The organism is Agrobacterium sp. 22094 (assembly GCF_052046015.1).
GTDB classification, from domain to species: domain Bacteria; phylum Pseudomonadota; class Alphaproteobacteria; order Rhizobiales; family Rhizobiaceae; genus Agrobacterium; species Agrobacterium cavarae.
This window is the reverse complement of sequence record NZ_JBQEPX010000001.1, coordinates 1,028,985-1,047,521: the sequence shown is the minus strand read 5'-3', so window position 1 is coordinate 1,047,521 and position 18,537 is coordinate 1,028,985. Positions and strand designations below refer to the sequence as shown.

General features: G+C 58.1%; 17 protein-coding genes. 4 read left to right on the top strand and 13 right to left on the bottom strand.

Annotated features, from left to right (window positions below):
• Window positions 1–54: 54 nt before the first annotated feature.
• On the bottom strand, window positions 55–936 hold the full coding sequence (locus tag ACTJK5_RS04970; protein WP_440611932.1) for a dienelactone hydrolase family protein: 882 nt from the start codon (window positions 934–936) through the stop codon (window positions 55–57).
• A 183-nt stretch (window positions 937–1,119) separates the two neighbouring features.
• Here ACTJK5_RS04970 and parE point away from each other — a divergent pair, with 183 nt between their 5' ends.
• Complete coding sequence (gene parE, locus ACTJK5_RS04965) at window positions 1,120–3,195, top strand: DNA topoisomerase IV subunit B (protein WP_440611931.1); 2,076 nt, start codon at window positions 1,120–1,122, stop codon at window positions 3,193–3,195.
• A gap of 187 nt (window positions 3,196–3,382) precedes the next feature.
• Here the strand turns inward: parE and lipA are convergent, their stop codons facing one another.
• The 9 genes from lipA to ACTJK5_RS04920 all read right to left on the bottom strand — a co-directional run bounded on the left by lipA (window position 3,383) and on the right by ACTJK5_RS04920 (window position 11,578).
• The gene (gene lipA / locus ACTJK5_RS04960; RefSeq protein WP_062427372.1) at window positions 3,383–4,357 is read right to left on the bottom strand and encodes a lipoyl synthase; all 975 of its coding nucleotides are present in this window, start codon (window positions 4,355–4,357) and stop codon (window positions 3,383–3,385) included.
• Window positions 4,358–4,389: 32 nt separating this feature from the next.
• Window positions 4,390–4,638, bottom strand: coding sequence for a GlsB/YeaQ/YmgE family stress response membrane protein (locus ACTJK5_RS04955; RefSeq protein WP_112519123.1), 249 nt, complete (start codon window positions 4,636–4,638; stop codon window positions 4,390–4,392).
• Between the two features lie 42 nt (window positions 4,639–4,680).
• Entirely contained in the window at window positions 4,681–4,935 is a 255-nt protein-coding gene (locus ACTJK5_RS04950; protein ID WP_062598429.1) for a GlsB/YeaQ/YmgE family stress response membrane protein, read from the bottom strand.
• A 55-nt stretch (window positions 4,936–4,990) separates the two neighbouring features.
• Window positions 4,991–6,436, bottom strand: coding sequence for a dihydrolipoyl dehydrogenase (gene lpdA / locus ACTJK5_RS04945; RefSeq protein WP_440611930.1), 1,446 nt, complete (start codon window positions 6,434–6,436; stop codon window positions 4,991–4,993).
• A 63-nt stretch (window positions 6,437–6,499) separates the two neighbouring features.
• The gene (locus ACTJK5_RS04940) at window positions 6,500–7,147 is read right to left on the bottom strand and encodes an SGNH/GDSL hydrolase family protein (RefSeq protein ID WP_440611929.1); all 648 of its coding nucleotides are present in this window, start codon (window positions 7,145–7,147) and stop codon (window positions 6,500–6,502) included.
• Window positions 7,148–7,207: 60 nt separating this feature from the next.
• Complete coding sequence (locus ACTJK5_RS04935) at window positions 7,208–8,602, bottom strand: pyruvate dehydrogenase complex dihydrolipoamide acetyltransferase (protein ID WP_440611928.1); 1,395 nt, start codon at window positions 8,600–8,602, stop codon at window positions 7,208–7,210.
• Window positions 8,603–8,617: 15 nt separating this feature from the next.
• Entirely contained in the window at window positions 8,618–10,045 is a 1,428-nt protein-coding gene (locus tag ACTJK5_RS04930; protein ID WP_111850712.1) for a pyruvate dehydrogenase complex E1 component subunit beta, read from the bottom strand.
• A 17-nt stretch (window positions 10,046–10,062) separates the two neighbouring features.
• The gene (pdhA, locus tag ACTJK5_RS04925; protein WP_062427379.1) at window positions 10,063–11,109 is read right to left on the bottom strand and encodes a pyruvate dehydrogenase (acetyl-transferring) E1 component subunit alpha; all 1,047 of its coding nucleotides are present in this window, start codon (window positions 11,107–11,109) and stop codon (window positions 10,063–10,065) included.
• A 151-nt stretch (window positions 11,110–11,260) separates the two neighbouring features.
• Complete coding sequence (locus tag ACTJK5_RS04920; RefSeq protein ID WP_062427380.1) at window positions 11,261–11,578, bottom strand: FtsB family cell division protein; 318 nt, start codon at window positions 11,576–11,578, stop codon at window positions 11,261–11,263.
• Between the two features lie 287 nt (window positions 11,579–11,865).
• Between ACTJK5_RS04920 and ACTJK5_RS04915 the strand changes: the two genes are divergently transcribed.
• Window positions 11,866–13,002: a multidrug effflux MFS transporter gene (locus tag ACTJK5_RS04915; RefSeq protein ID WP_113179690.1), complete on the top strand. Its 1,137-nt coding sequence runs from the start codon at window positions 11,866–11,868 to the stop codon at window positions 13,000–13,002.
• A gap of 7 nt (window positions 13,003–13,009) precedes the next feature.
• On the opposite strand, the gene ACTJK5_RS04910 is transcribed toward ACTJK5_RS04915, so the two are convergent.
• Window positions 13,010–13,924 carry an AraC family transcriptional regulator gene (locus tag ACTJK5_RS04910; protein ID WP_440611927.1) on the bottom strand — a complete coding sequence of 305 codons (915 nt, stop codon included), beginning with the start codon at window positions 13,922–13,924 and terminating at the stop codon, window positions 13,010–13,012.
• Between ACTJK5_RS04910 and ACTJK5_RS04905 the strand changes: the two genes are divergently transcribed.
• Complete coding sequence (locus ACTJK5_RS04905; RefSeq protein ID WP_113179692.1) at window positions 13,896–14,303, top strand: DUF2000 family protein; 408 nt, start codon at window positions 13,896–13,898, stop codon at window positions 14,301–14,303. The genes ACTJK5_RS04910 and ACTJK5_RS04905 overlap by 29 nt on opposite strands.
• A gap of 74 nt (window positions 14,304–14,377) precedes the next feature.
• On the opposite strand, the gene ACTJK5_RS04900 is transcribed toward ACTJK5_RS04905, so the two are convergent.
• Together ACTJK5_RS04900 and ACTJK5_RS04895 are read right to left on the bottom strand one after the other, a co-directional pair.
• A complete protein-coding gene (locus ACTJK5_RS04900) occupies window positions 14,378–14,635 on the bottom strand; it encodes a hypothetical protein (protein ID WP_113179693.1) in 258 nt (85 codons plus the stop codon).
• 111 nt (window positions 14,636–14,746) lie between these two features.
• Window positions 14,747–15,289: a single-stranded DNA-binding protein gene (locus tag ACTJK5_RS04895; protein ID WP_113179694.1), complete on the bottom strand. Its 543-nt coding sequence runs from the start codon at window positions 15,287–15,289 to the stop codon at window positions 14,747–14,749.
• Between the two features lie 322 nt (window positions 15,290–15,611).
• Between ACTJK5_RS04895 and uvrA the strand changes: the two genes are divergently transcribed.
• Entirely contained in the window at window positions 15,612–18,533 is a 2,922-nt protein-coding gene (uvrA, locus tag ACTJK5_RS04890) for an excinuclease ABC subunit UvrA (protein ID WP_062598439.1), read from the top strand.
• Window positions 18,534–18,537: the final 4 nt, after the last annotated feature.

Sequence of the window (18,537 nt, the reverse complement as noted above, 5' to 3'; positions counted from 1 at the left end):
CGAAATTTGGTGAATTTCGTACAAAACCTCTCGTGAGTGACAGGGTTTTCCGAGCTATCGGGTCAAAATCCAATTAAGAACCGCGCGCCAGTCGGTCATGCGAACCGGCGTCCCGTGTGTGCCGGTTTCAAACAGCGTGAAGCGTGTGGGAACACCGGCCTTCAAAAGCCCTCGGAATGTCGCGGCCTGCTGATCGGCCGAGTAGACCTTATCCGCACTTCCATGGGTAAAATAGACGGGCTTCTTCGCCTTTATAAATGCACTCTTTGGAAAATCGGGATCGACCGCACCACCGAGAATGGCCATCCCCTTGAGATTGGCGACCGCAGCGGCATCGCGGCTTATGCCGTAACAGATGAAGCTGCCCATGGACGCACAGGTTAGAATGACAGGCTTGCCACCGGATTTCACCTTGGCGTCCGCGATCAGCGCGGCAATATCCGCAACCCCGTTTTGATCGAAACTCTTCACGCTGGGCGCATAATACGTCCCGCCGTTTTCCACAGCTAGGTTTTTCAGCCGATTGAAGTTGCCGCCGAATGTATAATCTTTCATTCCAAGCCGGCGGTCCCCACCTCGTCCATGGATGAAGATCACGGTAAAGGCCTGCCCGTTCGCTGGACCGACGCGCCCCACATCGATGGACCGTCCGCCGGCGGAGATGGTCTCCATCTCCTGCACACGTTTCGGTGCGAGATCGACATATTGCCGTTTCACCCGCTGCTCAGGAATCTCATCGCGCCCGTTGATGTCACGCAATTCCTGGTAGTCGATCACCTGCGAGGCACCGCCATCCCCCGTGGAAAGCACTGTCTGACTTGAGAACAGATCATCCTTGAAGGGCTTCAGTGGTCCGCCGCTGGTCTGAGCGTGAGCGGGCATCGCTGCAACAGACAGGCAGAAAAGAGTACAAAAGGTGAAAAGAGCTGTGGACATGCCTTGAGGAACCGTTTGATTTGCGCCACAAGTCTTGCCATCCGGGCTGCTGCAACGCAATCCTTCGCGGTAAAGCATCAAGCCCTTTGTACCCTGCTAGAGTAGCCTGACACCGGTATCGATGTCTGAATCCTGTCTGCTCGCATGGACAAAATCCGGGCAAAATCTGATTGAACTGGACCTATGGACGATAGCAACGATCTTTTTTCCGGCCTTCCCGCAGCCACTCGCGCTGAAGCAGAACCGCGAGAAACCGCACCTGTTGTAGAACCAGTTGCCAAGGCGGCCGTGCAGCCGAAAGCCGCTCCGGCACCTGTCACGTCGTCGGGCGATGATTACGGCGCCTCGTCTATCCGTGTTCTGGAAGGTCTGGAGCCGGTGCGCATGCGTCCCGGCATGTATATTGGCGGTACCGACGAGAAAGCCCTGCACCACCTCTTTGCCGAAGTCATCGATAACTCGATGGACGAAGCGGTCGCAGGTCATGCAAACTTCATCGAAGTGCATCTCGATACCGAGGGTTTCCTGACGGTGAGCGATAACGGTCGCGGTATCCCTGTTGAAAACCATCCGCAGGTACCGGGCAAGTCCACGCTTGAAGTCATCATGACCAAGCTGCATGCGGGCGGCAAGTTCGACGGCAAGGCTTACGAGACCTCCGGCGGTCTGCATGGTGTGGGCGTGTCCGTCGTCAACGCGCTTTCCGACGTGCTGGAAGTGGAAGTCGCACGTAATCGCAAGCTCTATCGCCAGCGCTTCTCGCGGGGTATTCCGCAAGGTCCGCTGGAAGAGTTGGGCGATGTTCATAACCGACGCGGAACCCGCGTGCGCTTCCATCCGGATGCGCAGATTTTCGGCGACCATGCCAAATTCGACGCTGCCCGCATTTTCCGTATGGCGCGCTCCAAGGCCTATCTCTTTGGCGGCGTTGAAATCCGCTGGAGCTGCGATCCGGGCCTCGTGCCCGTGGGCGGCGAAATCCCTGAAAAGGCCGTCTTCCATTTTCCTGGCGGCTTGAAGGATTACCTCTCGGCCACGCTTGGCAAGGACTTTACCGTCACCCGCGAAATCTTCTCAGGCAGAACGGAAAAGACCGGCGGCCACGGTGCGCTGGAATGGGCGGTCACCTGGTATGGCGGCGACAGCCAAGTTCATTCCTATTGTAACACCATCCCGACGCCCGAAGGCGGCACACACGAAGCTGGTCTTCGCATCGCCTTGACCAAGGGCTTGAAGAACTACGCCGAGCTGACGCAGAACAAGCGCGCACGCGAGATCACCACCGATGACGTGATGATCTCGGCTGTCGGCATGCTCTCCGTCTTCATTCGCGAGCCGGAATTTGTCGGCCAGACCAAGGACAAACTCGCGACCGTCGAAGCTCAACGCATCGTCGAAAACGCGCTGCGCGATCCGTTCGATCATTATCTCACCGGCAATCCCGCAGAAGCGGCAAAGCTTCTGGAATGGGTGATCGAGCGCTGTGAGGAGCGTCTGCGCCGTCGCAAGGAAAAAGAGGTCAACCGCAAGACTGCGGTCCGCAAGTTGCGCCTGCCGGGCAAGCTCGCCGATTGTTCTCAGAACACCGCCGAAGGCGCGGAACTCTTCATCGTCGAGGGTGACTCGGCTGGTGGTTCTGCCAAGCAGGCACGCAATCGCGCCAACCAGGCCATCCTGCCACTACGCGGTAAGATCCTGAACGTCGGCAGCGCCAGCCGCGAAAAGCTCTCTGCCAACCAGCAGATCGCCGATCTCATTCAGGCGCTTGGCTGCGGCACACGCACGAAGTACCGCGACGAGGATCTCCGTTACGAACGCATCATCATCATGACCGATGCCGACGTCGACGGCGCCCATATCGCTTCTCTGCTGATCACCTTCTTCTATCAGGAAATGCCTGAACTGATCCGGGGCAGCCACCTCTATCTTGCCGTTCCGCCACTCTACAAGATCACGCAAGGGTCGAAGTCTGCCTATGCGCGTGACGACATCCATCGCGCTGAGCTGATGGAGACCGAGTTCAAGGGCCGCGGCAAGATCGAAATCAGCCGCTTCAAGGGTCTAGGCGAAATGCTGCCTGCGCAGTTGAAGGAAACCACGATGGATCCCTCCAAACGCACATTGCTGCGCGTGGAAATCGACGACGTGGATTTTGAGGGCACGCGCGAAGCGGTCGATAATCTGATGGGCACCAAGGCAGACGCCCGCTTCCGCTTCATCCAGGACAGAGCCGCCTTTGCGGAAAACCTGGATATCTGATTGGTGTAGGGGCTACAGAATCGGTCCGAGAATCAGACTCGATTTTCGGAAAACACGATGCGTAGCTTCAAAAGGTAAAGCGCCATGCGTCCAATAAGACGCACGGCGCTTTAACTGTCAAAACCGAATTGAAACTTCGGGTCAACCTCACAAAGCTCATGGTCAAGCGCTTTGGAGCGCCAACCAATCACTCCGCAGCAGCCAGAAGCTTCTTCTCACGATTGGCGCGCAACCGTTCGAAATCGTCACCGGCATGGTGCGACGAGCGTGTCAGCGGGCTGGACGAGACCATGAGGAAGCCCTTGGTATAGGCAACCGTCTCGTAGGACTTGAACTCTTCCGGGGTTACGAAGCGTTCCACCTTGTGGTGCTTGCGGGTCGGCTGCAGATACTGGCCGATGGTCAGGAAGTCGACATCGGCGCTGCGAAGATCGTCCATCAACTGCAGCACTTCGTTACGCTCTTCGCCAAGACCGACCATGATGCCGGACTTGGTGAACATGGTGGGGTCCAGTTCCTTCACCCGCTGCAACAGGCGAACGGAGTGGAAGTAGCGCGCGCCGGGACGGACCGTCAGGTAGTTGCCAGGAACGGTTTCCATGTTGTGGTTGAACACATCGGGCTTGGCCGCAACGACACGCTCCAGAGCACCCGGCTTCTTGAGGAAGTCTGGCGTCAGGATTTCGATGGTCGTGTTCGGAGACGCAGCGCGGATTGCCCAGATCACCTTTTCAAAATGCTCGGCACCACCGTCGGCGAGATCGTCGCGGTCCACCGAGGTAATGACGACGTGGCTGAGGCCCATCTGCTTGACGGCCTTGGCAACATTTTCCGGTTCGTTGAGATCGAGCGGATTGGGCTTACCGGTCGAGACGTTGCAGAAGGCGCAGGCGCGCGTGCAGATCTCGCCCATGATCATGAAGGTCGCGTGCTTCTTTTCCCAGCATTCGCCGATATTCGGACAGCCAGCCTCTTCGCACACCGTCACCAGCTTGTGGCTGCGTACAAGTTCGCGCGTCTCGTGGTAGCCCTTGGACGTGGGCGCCTTGACGCGGATCCATTCCGGCTTGCGCGCCACTTCCGTATCCGGCTTGTGTGCCTTCTCCGGATGGCGGATGCGCTTCTCTTCCGGCTGGGACATCCTGTCGAGAATAGTGACCATAAGAAACCTGCTTCTACCGCTGATAAGCGGCTCTAACGCCTGACGAGCTTGGCGAGGAATAACAGAAGGCTTGCGCCCAGGAAAGACGTGACGAAGTAGCCGAGGCGGCTGTCTTCAACAAAGACATCGAATGTACGCAACAGAGCCACTGCCACCACCGAGCCGACAATGCCGAGAACGATGTTCATGAAGATGCCAAAGCGCATATCCATGAGCTTGCCCGCGAGCCAGCCCGCAAGGCCGCCGATGATGATGGCCGCAATCCAGCCTACACTTTCCATCCGTGATCCCTTTCTTTAACCCGCCGCTTCGCCTGATGCTAGCTAAGCGATCAACCTGGCAATCAGCGTCACGATTATCGCACCCACCGTCGCGTGGATGATCTGCACCACCAGCGCATTTTCAATACCAAGCGAAATGCCGAGAGCATTGAACAGATAGCCACCGACAAATGCGCCGATCACGCCGCTCAGAAGGCATCCGATCAACCCGCCGCCACCAACGATGAGGCTGGCGAGAAAACCGGCCACCAGACCGATCAGCAGAAAAACAATCCAGGCTTCTGTTGCAATAGACATGCCGGCTCTCCTTTGACGTCGCTCCCTTCAAGAGTGGGAGCGATCAAGCCAATTATCAAGCGTTCAGGACACGTCCGTAAGCGTCCAGAACGCTCTCTTTCATCGACTCCGACAGGGTCGGATGCGGGAAGATGGTGTGCATCAGTTCTTCTTCGGTCGTCTCAAGGTTCATGGCGACAACGAAGCCCTGAATGAGCTCGGTCACTTCCGCGCCGACCATATGCGCACCGATCAGTTCGCCCGTCTTCTTGTCGAAAATGGTCTTGACCATGCCCTGATCTTCACCGAGAGCCACGGCCTTGCCATTGGCAGCAAAGGAGAAGCGACCCACGCGAATCTCGCGGCCCTGCTCTTTCGCCTTGGCTTCCGTCAGACCGACGGACGCAACCTGCGGATTGCAATAGGTGCAGCCCGGGATCTTGCTCTTGTCCATCGGGTGAACATTCGGAACTCCGGCAATCTTCTCAACGCAGATGACAGCTTCGTGCTCGGCCTTGTGTGCGAGAAGCGGACCTCCGGCAACATCACCAATGGCGTAGATGCCAGGAACACTGGTCTTGCCATAGCCATCGATGACGATGAAGCCGCGCTCGGTCTTAACGCCAGCAGCCTCAAGGCCGATATTTTCGATATTGGCCTGGACGCCAACGGCGGAAATCATCCGATCCGCTGTGATCTTCTGCGAAGAGCCGTCCTTCATCTCGACGGTCGCCGTAATCGAGTTTGCACCCTTTTCGACCTTCGCTACCTTTGCCTCGAGGTGGATCTTGATGCCCTGCTTTTCCAGCTGCTTTTTCGCGAAGGCGGAAATTTCCGCATCCTCGACCGGCATAACCTGGCTCATGATTTCCACAACGGTAACCTCGACGCCCATGGTGCGATAGAAGCTGGCGAACTCAATACCGATCGCGCCCGAACCCATGACCAGCAGCGACTTCGGCAGCTCTTCCGGCTTCATTGCTTCAAAATAGGTCCAGATCAGCTTGCCATCCGGCTCGATGCCGGGCAGCGCGCGCGGACGGGCACCGGTGGCCACGATGATATGCTTGGCGGTGTAGGTTCCCTCGCCCAGCGTGTTCTTCGGCACTGGGCCCTGCGGCTGAACCACAGGCTTGGTCGACTTGCCGACGACGATCTCACCCGGCTTGGTGATCTTGGCTTCGCCCCAGATAATATCGACCTTGTTCTTCTTGAACAGGAAGCCGACGCCATTATTCATGCGGGCAGCGATGCCGCGAGAGCGCGCGACGATCGCCTTGACGTCCGGCTTGATCGAGCCTTCCAGCGTCAGGCCGTAATCCTTCGCATGGGTGGCCGTGTGCATCACATCGGCCGTACGCAACAATGCCTTGGTGGGAATGCAGCCCCAGTTTGAGCAGATGCCCGCGAGATGTTCACGCTCGACGACGGCAACCTTCATGCCCAGCTGAGCTGCGCGAATGGCGGCAATATAACCACCTGGACCGGAGCCAATGACGATAACGTCGTAGGATTGAGCCATTCTATATCCTGCCTTTATCTTTTTGACGGCGACTTCTGCGCCGCTGCGTCAATCGAATTCACATCAAATTCCAAGCAACATGCGCACCACGGGCTCAAGCCCACGTCCCAACGCACGTGTGTTTTCAGCGTCCAGGTGAACGCCATCGAGCGGCGTCGTCACCGCAACGGAGGCCGCGTCGAAGAAGGCGCAGCCCTTGTCGTCTGCCAGATCGCGATAGAGCGAACCCATCATCTTCGACTGCTCGATGGCACCCGCATACATCGCCGCAAACATATCGTTTGCCGTTTCGCAAATATGCGGCGGCGAAACGATCAGGATCTCCGGCTCGTCATGATCCTCAAAAGACCACGCATGATGACGGACGAGACTGACCAGCCGCTCCACGCCCTTGACCGCACCGACCGCAGAGCCTGCACCGATACCGCGCTTCAGGTCGTTGGTGCCGAGCATGATGATGACGAGATCAAGCGGCGCATGGCTGTGAAGGATCGTCGGAAGCAGCGTCGCACCATTGCGGTCGCAATCCGCCAGATGATCATCATAGGCGGTGGTGCGCCCGTTCAATCCCTCGGCAATGACATTGACCTCACTGCCCAGCGCCTTCTGCAGCACGCTCGGCCAGCGATCGTCAAAGGCGTGACGCCGGAGATTCTCGGCGTCATATCCCCATGTCAGGCTGTCGCCATAGCAAAGAACGGTCTTCGTCACATCCGCCTCCATAAGGAGAAGAGCCGAAGGCTGACACCAGCATCCGGCTCGACCATTTTATCAGACCAGCATCGACATCGGGCTTTCGATGTAGCGCTTGAAGGCGGAAGCAAGCTCCGCACCAAGCGCGCCATCGATAACGCGGTGGTCGAAGGCAAAGGTCGCCGTCATCACCGTACCGACTTCGATCTTGCCGCCGCGAACGACCGGCTTTTCGACGCCAGCGCCGATCGACACGATCGAAGCCTGCGGCAGGTTGACGATCGACGTGAAGGACGAAACGCCGAACATGCCGAGGTTCGAGACGGATGTCGTCCCACCCTGGTATTCTTCGGGCTTGAGCTTCTTGTCGCGGGCACGCTTGGCGAGATCCTTGACCTCGTTGGAGATGGCCGAAAGCGACTTCTCCTCGGCCTTGCGAACAATCGGCGTGATCAGGCCATCCGGGATCGACACAGCCACACCGACATCGGCGTGCTTGTGAAGAACACGGGCTGTCGATGTCCAGGAAGCATTCGCCATCGGAACATCGCGCAGTGCAAGCGCCATGGCCTTGATGATGAAGTCGTTGACGGAGAGCTTGAAGGCCGGAACCTCGCCCTTCTCGGTCTTCTTCACCGGCGCGGACGCATTGATCTCGGCACGAAGCTTTAGCATCGCATCGAGTTCGCATTCCATAGACACCGTGTAGGACGGAACCGTCTGGGTCGACTCGGTCAGGCGTGAGGCAATCGTCTTGCGCATGCCGTCATGCGGCAGAAGCTCGTAGGAGCCTTCGGCAAACAGCTTGAGGACGCTGTCATCCGACGGACCCTTGGCAGCGGCCGGAGCCGGAGCAGCAGACGATGAAGGTGCCTGTGCCGCGGCAGGCGCAGCCTTCGCGCCACCGGAAGCAACTGCCTTTTCGACGTCAGACTTGACGATACGGCCATGCGGGCCGGAGCCGGACACAGCGGAAAGATCAAGACCGGCATCCTTTGCCATGCGGCGTGCCAATGGCGAGGCAAAAAGGCGCTCGCCGGACTTGGACACAGGTGCTGGCGTAGAAGGCGCAGCAGCCTGATCTGCAACCGGCTTGTCAGCCTTGGGTGCCGCTTCAGACTTCTCTTCCTTCGGGGCCTCGGCCTTGGCTTCCTGCTTGGGAGCTTCAGCTTTCGCCTCTGATTTGGCAGGAGCAGCATCGCCACCCTTTGCCGCTTCAGCCACGTCTTCGCCTTCGCCTGCGAGGATGGCGATCAAGGCATTCACCTTGACCGCTTCGGTGCCGGCCGGAACCACGATCTTGGCGACCGTGCCCTCGTCCACGGCTTCCACTTCCATGGTCGCCTTGTCGGTCTCGATTTCGGCAATCACGTCGCCGGGAGCAACCTTGTCGCCTTCCTTGACCAGCCACTTGGCCAGATTGCCCTCTTCCATCGTCGGAGAAAGGGCAGGCATGGTGATGTTGATAGGCATCGAAACGCCCTCCCCTTACTTGTAGCAGACGGCTTTGACAGCCTGGATGACTTCGTCAACGTTTGGCAGAGCCAGCTTCTCCAGGTTTGCGGCGTAAGGCATTGGAACGTCTTTACCGGCAATGGTCAGGATCGGTGCATCGAGATAATCGAAAGCAGCGCGCTGAACCTGGTTGGAGATGAAGTCACCGACCGATGACTGCGGGAAGCCTTCTTCGACAGTGACCAGGCGGCCGGTCTTCTTGACGGATTCGATCACCGTCGGAAGATCCATCGGGCGGATGGTGCGAAGGTCGATCAGCTCGACATCGATGCCTTCCTTTTCCAGTTCGGCGACAGCCTTGACCGCATAGGTCATGCCGATACCGAAGGATACGATGGTTGCATCCTTGCCCTTGCGGTGAATGCGCGCCTTGCCGATCGGCAGGACGAAATCATCCAGCTTCGGCACGTCGAAGCTCTGACCGTAAAGGATTTCGTTTTCGAGGAAGATGACCGGGTTCGGATCGCGGATCGCAGCCTTCAAAAGACCCTTGGCGTCGGCTGCCGTGTAAGGCATGACGACCTTGAGGCCTGGGATATGGCTGTACCATGCGGCATAGCACTGCGAGTGCTGAGCAGCCACGCGGGCAGCAGCACCCGACGGACCACGGAACACCATCGGTGCGCCCATCTGACCGCCAGACATATAGAGCGTCTTGGCAGCAGAGTTGACGATCTGGTCGATCGCCTGCATGGCGAAGTTGAAGGTCATGAATTCGACGATCGGCTTCAGGCCGGTCATGGCAGCGCCAACACCGATACCGGCAAAGCCGTGCTCGGTGATCGGCGTATCGATCACGCGCTTGGCGCCGAATTCCTGCAGGAGACCCTGGGTGATCTTGTAGGCACCCTGGTACTCGGCAACCTCTTCGCCCATGACGAAGACTTTTTCGTCGGAGCGCATTTCTTCAGCCATGGCATCGCGAAGCGCTTCGCGCACGGTCTGGCTGACGAACTCGGTGCCTTCCGGAATATCCGGATCGGCAGCAACTTCGATCTTCGGTGCAGCCGGTGCCTTCGCCGTCTCTTTCGAAGCGGATGGTTCTTCGCTGGCTTCGCGGGCCTTGCCGCCGGCGGCATCAGAACCGGAGCCTGCGGCCTCGGCCTTCGGCTCTTCCTTCTTCGGTGCAGCGGAAGACGACAGGTCTTCTGCGCTTTCGCCTTCCTGAAGGAGAACGGCAATCGCCGTATTCACCTTGACGTTTTCGGTACCGGCATCGATCAGGATCTTGCCGATGACGCCTTCATCGACGGCTTCGACTTCCATCGTCGCCTTGTCGGTTTCGATTTCTGCGATCACGTCGCCGGAGGTGACCTTGTCACCCTCTTTCTTCAACCACTTGGAAAGCGTGCCTTCCTCCATGGTGGGGGAAAGGGCGGGCATAAGAATTTCTACTGGCATTGTTTTCCCTTTCCCGATCAGAGCAGAATGTCGGTGTAAAGCTCGGATACATCCGGCTCTGGATCGTTCTGGGCAAAGTCGGCGCTGTCGGCCACGATGTCACGGACATCCTTGTCGATCGCCTTCAACTCGTCTTCGCTCGCCCAGCCCTGCTCCATGAGCCGCGCCTTGACCTGCTCGATCGGGTCATGCTCGGAGCGCATCTTCTGCACTTCGTCCTTGGAACGATACTTGGCCGGGTCAGACATGGAGTGACCGCGATAGCGGTAGGTCAGCATTTCCAGAATGATCGGACCCTTGCCGGAGCGGCAATGCTCGAGAGCTTCGTCCGCAGCAGCCTTGACGGCGCGAACGTCCATGCCATCCACCTGAACGCCGGGGATGCCGAAGCCGGAACCGCGAAGCGAATAGTTCGACTGCGCCGTGGCACGGCTGGTCGAGGTGCCCATGGCGTAGCGGTTGTTTTCGACGATGTAGATGATGGGCAGTTTCCAGAGAGCAGCCATGTTGAAGCTCTCATAGACCTGACCCTGGTTGGCCGCACCGTCACCGAAATAGGTCACCGACACATTGTCGTTGCCGCGATACTTGTTTGCGAAGGCCAGACCCGTACCGAGCGAAACCTGCGCACCGACGATGCCGTGGCCGCCGTAAAAATGCTTCTCCTTGGAGAACATATGCATCGAGCCGCCCTTACCCTTGGAAAGGCCGCCGCGACGTCCGGTCAGTTCCGCCATAACACCGCGTGGGCTCATGCCGGCAGCCAGCATATGGCCGTGGTCACGATAGGCGGTGATGACCTGATCGCCTTCCTTCTGCGACATCTGCATGCCAACGACAACGGCTTCCTGGCCGATGTAGAGGTGACAGAAACCGCCGATGAAGCCCATGCCATAAAGCTGGCCGGCCTTTTCCTCGAAGCGACGGATGAGCAGCATCTCGCGATACGCGTGGAGTTCTTCGTCCTTGCCGAAATCCGGGGCGTTCTTGCCGGTGAATTCCTTGGCAGGCGTCTTTGCCGTTGTCTTACGGCCGGATACAGACGCGTTTTTGCGCGGCGCCATTCATCCCTCCCTAGTTGAATTAGAATGGTTGGATCGGCGCGTAACATATGCAAGAAAGGTCGCCACAGCAATGCCATAAACGCATGGCACATATTCTAAGTAAACGACTGTATTTAAAAATAAATTCCATGATTAACCGAAATTAGGTTAATCACATATATCCGTTCATGATGACGATTTCGTCCGGTTTCGACATGTTCAACTGATAACGCGAAATCTCGTCGATCATATCCCGCTCAAGCGACCCATCGCTCATCAACTCCACCTGACGCTCCAGCGCCACGCGGGTCTTGACGATCTTGTCCCGCTCAGCGGTTCTGGCAATGCGCTGGCGCTCCAGGCGCTCCATGGCTTCCAGCCCGAAATCGCCATGAATGGAATGATAGCCGAAATAGGAAAGAAAGGCGACCGTGATCGCTGGAACAACAAGACGGCCGAACCGTCTTTTCTTATGATGCTTCGTCCACATACTCTAAAAACAGCCTTCAAACGCGCTACTGGAATCACAATAGCCGCATTTGCTTAACCATCCGTTGACCGTGTTTGGTTGATGCATCCTCTGGGTCATCGGGGTAGCTGACCAACAAGAATCCCCCTGCTTATTGCCCATCTGATCGTCTTATGAGATGTTGACTGGGTAACGTCCGCACGCTCCTGGAGTGATCTGGACGGTCATGTCGTTACCGGTGGGTGCACAAATTATCTAGAATCACTGCCCTCGGACGAAGCGAACTCGTCCTTCTCGTTGCAGCCCTTATGGGGCTTAGCTCGATTTCCCTCGATATCATGCTCCCTGCTCTGCCCGACATCGGTCTGGCATTGGCGGCCTCATCGTCCAATCTTGCGCAATTAGCTGTCGGCGCATTTCTCCTTGGGGCGGCAATCTCATCCTTTGTCGTCGGCCCAGTCGCTGATCATTATGGCCGCCGTCTACCGATCTTGTGTGGGCTTCTCGTGTTCGTCGCGGCCTCGCTCGTCGCGCTTTTTGCCAAGAGCCTGGAAATGATGCTTGTTCTTCGGTTCATTCAAGGAGCGGGAGTTGGCACGACTCGCCTGTCTCAAGCCATCTTGCGAGATCGCTATTCCGGAAGCGAGATGGCACGAGCCATGTCGCTCGTGTTGACGGTATTCCTCATCATGCCGGTTCTAGCGCCTCTGATGGGCCAAGCTATTTTGATGGTCGGCGGTTGGCGCGCCATCTTTTTTACAATGGCCGTATTTGGGCTTGTCGTGCTGGTCTGGACCTGGTGGAGATTGCCGGAGACGCTCTCCCCGGCGAATAGGCGGCCGCTAAGCTTCGGCTCGGTCTGGTCTGGGCTGGCTATGATTGCCGCAGACCGGAGCGCGATCGGATATGGCCTAGCCGCTATGCTGCTGCTCGGTACCCTATACGGCTTCATCGCAACTGCCCAACCGCTTTATGGTCAAGCTTATGGACTGGGAGATCACTTCGCGCTCGCCATGGCGGGAACAGCGATCGTCCAGTCAATCGCAGCCTTTGCCTGCTCGCGCCTCATTCCACGGTTCGGCTCGCAGGCTGTAGGAATGACCGGGCTCGCGACATATGTCGGCTTTGCTGCTGTCGCGTTGGTCATGCTTTATCTCGATGCGCTGCCGTTCTGGCTGCTCCTCCTCATCATTACCGCGATGATGACGATGTTCACCTGGGCAGACGCAACGCTCGGCGCCCTCTCCATGGCTAATCTCGGGAAGATTGCCGGCACGGCCGCATCGGCATTTGGTGCGATCCAGCAATTGGGTGCTACCTTGCTCGGCTCGATCATCGGCCAATGCTATGATGGAACGCCGCGTGCATTGCTCTGGGGATCGTTTCTCCTGGGGGCAATCGCGCTTGCCTCAGCGTTCTGGGCTGGAAAGTCTCCAAGACAGTGAAACGCTTTCAGGTTCGGCCACCTTGCAATGCCAACCACCGGCCCGGCGTGATGCCGAAGGCATCGCGAAAATGCCGCGTGAGGTGAGCTTGATCTGCAAAGCCTGCTTCGACTGCCGCGCCCGCCAGGCTGCTCCCCGCCAACAGCAATTGCTTTGCTCGGCTGAGTCGACGCATCACGAGATAGCGGTGCGGGCTGGTGCCAAGCAACTGCCTGAAATGCCGCGCCAAGGCATACCGGTCCAGCCCTGTAATGTCCTCGAGCGTCGCGGATCGCACGGGCTCATCACTATGGCTGAGAAGAAAATCCCGCGCCCGCAAGACGGCCGATTGCGCGACCTTGGTAACCCGTTTGCGCGGTGCTTCTGCTTCACGAGAGAGAATCGTCCCGATCCTCTGGATCGCATCATCCTTGGCAAGATCATCGGGTTCGTGATCGAGGTCCGACAGAATGTAGGCAAGCGTACGAGACAACTCGGCATTGGCGACAACGGGATCCGGCACGAATGGCAAGGAGCGAGAGTAACCGTCGATGGCGCCGATCAACTCAGGCGGCATGTAGATCATGCGATAGATCAGCCCTGCATCCGTTCCAGCAGCCCCGTCGTGAACCTCGTCCGGATGCAGCACGATCACATTTCCGGGCATGCTGAACCGCTCGACGCCGCGATAGCGAAAGGTTTGCACGCCGTGCAAGGTCAGCCCCAATGCGTAGGTGTCATGCCGATGCGGTGTAAACCCATTGCCGTGGAAGCGCACCTCGGTCCGCTCGATCCCTCTACTTTCCGCCACCACGCGCACGCCGGGCTGAAATTCCACGCACGAACGTTCAAGACCCAGCGCCCGCTGCACCGCTAGTTGCTCGATGTCCTCGATACCTTCAAAGGAGTAAGACATGTTCGACACCAAAATCGCGATCATCATTCGCGATGACCTTGCTACGTGGCAAAAGCTAAACGTCACCGCTTTTCTGACAAGCGGTATCATCGCTCAATCGCCCGCGATCATCGGCGAAGCATATCGGGATGCCGCTGATAATGTCTACAATCCGATGTCCATCCAGCCTATCGTGGTTCTGACCGCTGACCAAGAGACACTGAGAACCATCCACCGGCGAACGCTGGAGCGAAATGTCACGGCATCAGCCTACATCGAAGAGATGTTCGCAACGGGTCACGATGCGGCCAATCGAGAGGTCTTTGCTAGGTTCACTCCGGACAATGCCAAGCTCGTTGGTCTCGCGTTGCGGTCCGATAAGAAGATCGTCGACAAGATTTGCAAGGGTGCAAAGATGCATCCCTGATAACTCCCGTGAAAGTCGCCGCTCGGTGATATGCGATGATCAAGCGCGCACAGGATTCACAGGAGAAAATGCGCTCACCGCCTCGCCTTCAGCAAACGCTTCCAGATCGTTCCACCGAGATATTTGTTAAACACAACAAAATAGGCGACGATGGAGGCGAAGAAGACGATGGCCGATAGGCCATTCAGCTCGAAGCCGTTTTCCGTGCGGCCGCCCAGGATCGACGCGACGAGGAAGCCCAGCACCCAGAACGCCGTAAAAAAATCGAGGATGAAGGCCAGGACGATCCGCCAGGTGGCGGGTTGCGGGGAAGGTGATGTCTGGTCTGGCATATGCGTATCCTTCAATGATTAAAGAAATAAGGGGCAGCGTAACCGCCACCCCTTCATATTGTCTTATCAATTGGCATGAGCGCAAAACAACGCGTGCCTCAACAGCCGTCATCAAAACGGGATATCGTCATCCAGATCGTTGGAGAAGTTGCCGCCGGAGGGCTGGCCACCGCGCGACGCACCGCCGCCACGCGCGGGCTGCTGCTCGTAACCGCCACCGCTGCCCCCACCATAGGAGCCGCCGCCAGCATAATCGCCACCGCCACCAAAGTCTCCGCCACGACCACCGCCGCCGCCTTCGCCGCGACCGTCAAGCATGGTCAGCGTCGAGTTGAAACCCTGGAGAACGATTTCCGTCGAATAACGATCATTGCCGTTCTGGTCCTGCCATTTGCGGGTCTGCAGCGCGCCTTCGATGTAGAGCTTGGCGCCCTTCTTGACGTACTGCTCAACGACTTTGCAGAGGCCTTCATTGAAGACAACGACCGTGTGCCATTCGGTCTTTTCCTTGCGCTCGCCCGAATTGCGGTCACGCCAGCTTTCCGACGTCGCAATGCGCAGGTTGGCGATTGGTCGGCCATCCTGCGTGCGGCGAATTTCCGGATCAGCGCCGACATTTCCGACCAGAATAACCTTGTTTACGCTGCCAGCCATATTTATCTTCCTGTCTGCCGAACGTCATGAACGGCATTTTTCCTGTTCAAAAGTCCCGCGCACCATAGACCATCCCTCGTCGCGATGGGCAGCGAGTGGAACGACAATCCACAAGGAATGTTCTTGCCAACGGGCATAGTTGCAATATGTTCCTTTTTTGTTCTATTAAGGCGTGGTGAGTGAGTCAATCATATCCAGAAGCATTCCCAGGCGAGAACGCGCCGGGCAAGACCATATTGGAGCGTCAATCGTCTCGACACGCCGTTCCAGATGATGACATAAGAACCGATCCGTCCAAACAGCTGAAATCCAGAGCCTTGTCATGAGTGAATTGAAGACGATTTCCATCCGCGGCGCGCGCGAGCACAATCTCAAGGGCATCGACCTTGATTTGCCGCGCAATAAGCTGATCGTCATGACGGGCCTGTCCGGTTCCGGCAAGTCGTCGCTGGCCTTTGACACCATCTACGCCGAGGGGCAGCGCCGCTATGTGGAGAGCCTTTCGGCCTATGCGCGCCAGTTTCTGGAGATGATGCAGAAGCCGGATGTCGACCAGATCGAGGGTCTGTCACCGGCGATCTCCATCGAGCAGAAAACGACTTCGCGCAACCCGCGTTCGACAGTCGGCACGGTGACGGAAATCTACGACTATATGCGCCTTCTCTTCGCGCGCGTCGGCGTTCCCTATTCGCCCGTGACCGGTCTGCCGATCGAGAGCCAGACCGTGAGCCAGATGGTCGACCGCATTCTTGCGTTCGAGGAGGGCACGCGTCTCTACATTCTCGCACCCATCGTGCGCGGCCGTAAGGGCGAGTACAAGAAGGAACTCGCCGAGCTGATGAAGAAGGGCTTCCAGCGCGTCAAGGTGGATGGCCAGTTCTACGAGATTGCCGACGTTCCTGCCCTCGACAAGAAGTACAAGCACGATATCGATGTGGTGGTGGATCGCGCCGTAGTGCGTCCGGACATGGCCGCGCGCCTGGCCGACAGCCTGGAGACCTGCCTGAAGCTCGCGGACGGTCTGGCCGTTGCCGAATTTGCCGACAAGCCGCTGCCTGCGGAAGAAACGTCCGCCGGCGGTTCCGCCAACAAGTCGCTCAACGAAACGCACGAACGCGTGCTGTTTTCGGAAAAATTCGCCTGCCCGGTATCCGGCTTCACCATTCCCGAGATCGAGCCGAGGCTCTTCTCCTTCAACAACCCTTTCGGTGCCTGCCCGACCTGCGACGGTCTGGGTTCGCAGCAGAAAGTGGATGAGGCGCTGATCGTGCCGGAGCCTGCGCGCACGCTGAAAGATGGCGCTATTGCGCCGTGGGCCAAGTCCTCCTCGCCCTATTACAACCAAACGCTGGAAGCGCTTGGCAAAGCCTTCGGCTTCAAGCTCTCCAGCCGCTGGAGCGACCTGACAGATGCCGCGAAGAAGGCAATCCTGAAAGGTACCGACGAGAAGATCGAGTTCCAGTATCAGGATGGTGCCCGCTCCTACAAGACGGTGAAGAATTTCGAGGGCATCGTGCCCAACCTCGAACGCCGCTGGAAGGAAACGGACAGCGCCTGGGCGCGTGAAGAGATCGAGCGTTACATGTCGGCAGCCCCCTGCCCGGCCTGCGCCGGTTATCGCCTGAAGCCCGAAGCGCTCGCGGTCAAAATCAACACGCTGCATATCGGCGAAGTCACGCAGATGTCGATCAAGGTCGCTCGCGACTGGTTCGAAGGCCTGCCGGAAAAGCTTAACGCCAAGCAGAATGAAATCGCCGTTCGCATTCTGAAAGAAATTCGCGAACGTCTACGCTTCCTGAACGACGTCGGTCTCGATTATCTTAGCCTGTCGCGCAATTCCGGCACGTTGTCTGGCGGCGAAAGCCAGCGTATCAGGCTTGCGTCGCAGATCGGCTCCGGCCTGACCGGCGTTCTTTACGTTTTGGACGAACCGTCCATCGGCCTGCACCAGCGCGATAATGCTCGCCTGCTGGAAACGCTGAAGCATCTTCGCGATATCGGAAATACCGTCATCGTCGTCGAGCATGACGAGGACGCCATTCTCACGGCCGACTACGTGGTCGATATTGGCCCGGCTGCCGGCATCCATGGCGGCCAGGTCATTGCCGAAGGCACGCCGCAGGAAGTGATGGCCAACCCGAACTCGCTGACGGGCAAGTACCTTTCCGGCGAAATGGGCGTTCCTGTTCCAGCCGAACGGCGCAAGCCAAAGAAGGGCAAGGAGATCAAGGTCGTTGGCGCGCGTGGCAACAATCTGAAGAACGTCACAGCCTCCGTACCGCTCGGCGTCTTCACAGCTGTTACCGGCGTATCGGGTGGCGGCAAGTCCACCTTCCTGATCGAAACGCTCTACAAGTCTGCCGCACGCCGCGTCATGGGCGCGCGCGAGATTCCGGCAGAACACGATCGCATCGATGGCTTCGAATTCATCGACAAGGTCATCGACATCGACCAGTCGCCGATCGGTCGTACACCACGCTCCAACCCAGCCACCTATACCGGCGCCTTTACGCCTATTCGTGACTGGTTCGCCGGTCTGCCGGAGGCGAAAGCCCGTGGATACGCACCGGGCCGTTTCTCCTTCAACGTCAAGGGCGGGCGTTGCGAAGCCTGCCAGGGCGATGGCGTGATCAAGATCGAGATGCACTTCCTGCCGGATGTCTATGTCACCTGCGATGTCTGCCACGGCAAGCGCTACAACCGCGAGACCCTGGACGTAACCTTCAAGAGCAAGTCGATTGCCGACGTGCTGGACATGACAGTGGAAGAAGGCGTCGAGTTCTTTGCCGCCGTGCCTGCCGTGCGCGACAAGCTGCAATCGCTTTTCGATGTTGGGCTCGGCTACATCAAGGTCGGCCAGCAAGCTAATACGCTGTCAGGCGGCGAAGCGCAGCGCGTCAAGCTTGCCAAGGAGCTGTCCAAACGCTCGACCGGCCGGACACTCTATATCCTCGATGAACCGACGACCGGCCTGCATTTCCACGACGTGAAGAAGCTTCTGGAAATGCTGCATGAACTGGTCAATCAGGGCAACTCTGTCGTGGTCATCGAGCACAATCTCGAGGTCATCAAGACGGCCGACTACATCATCGATATCGGTCCCGAAGGCGGCACCGGCGGTGGTGAGGTCGTGGCTGCCGGAACTCCGGAGCAGATCGTCAAGGAGAAGCGCTCCTATACCGGTCAGTTCCTCAAGGAACTGCTGGAGCGCCATCCGGAAAAGAATATTCAGGCGGCGGAGTGATCCG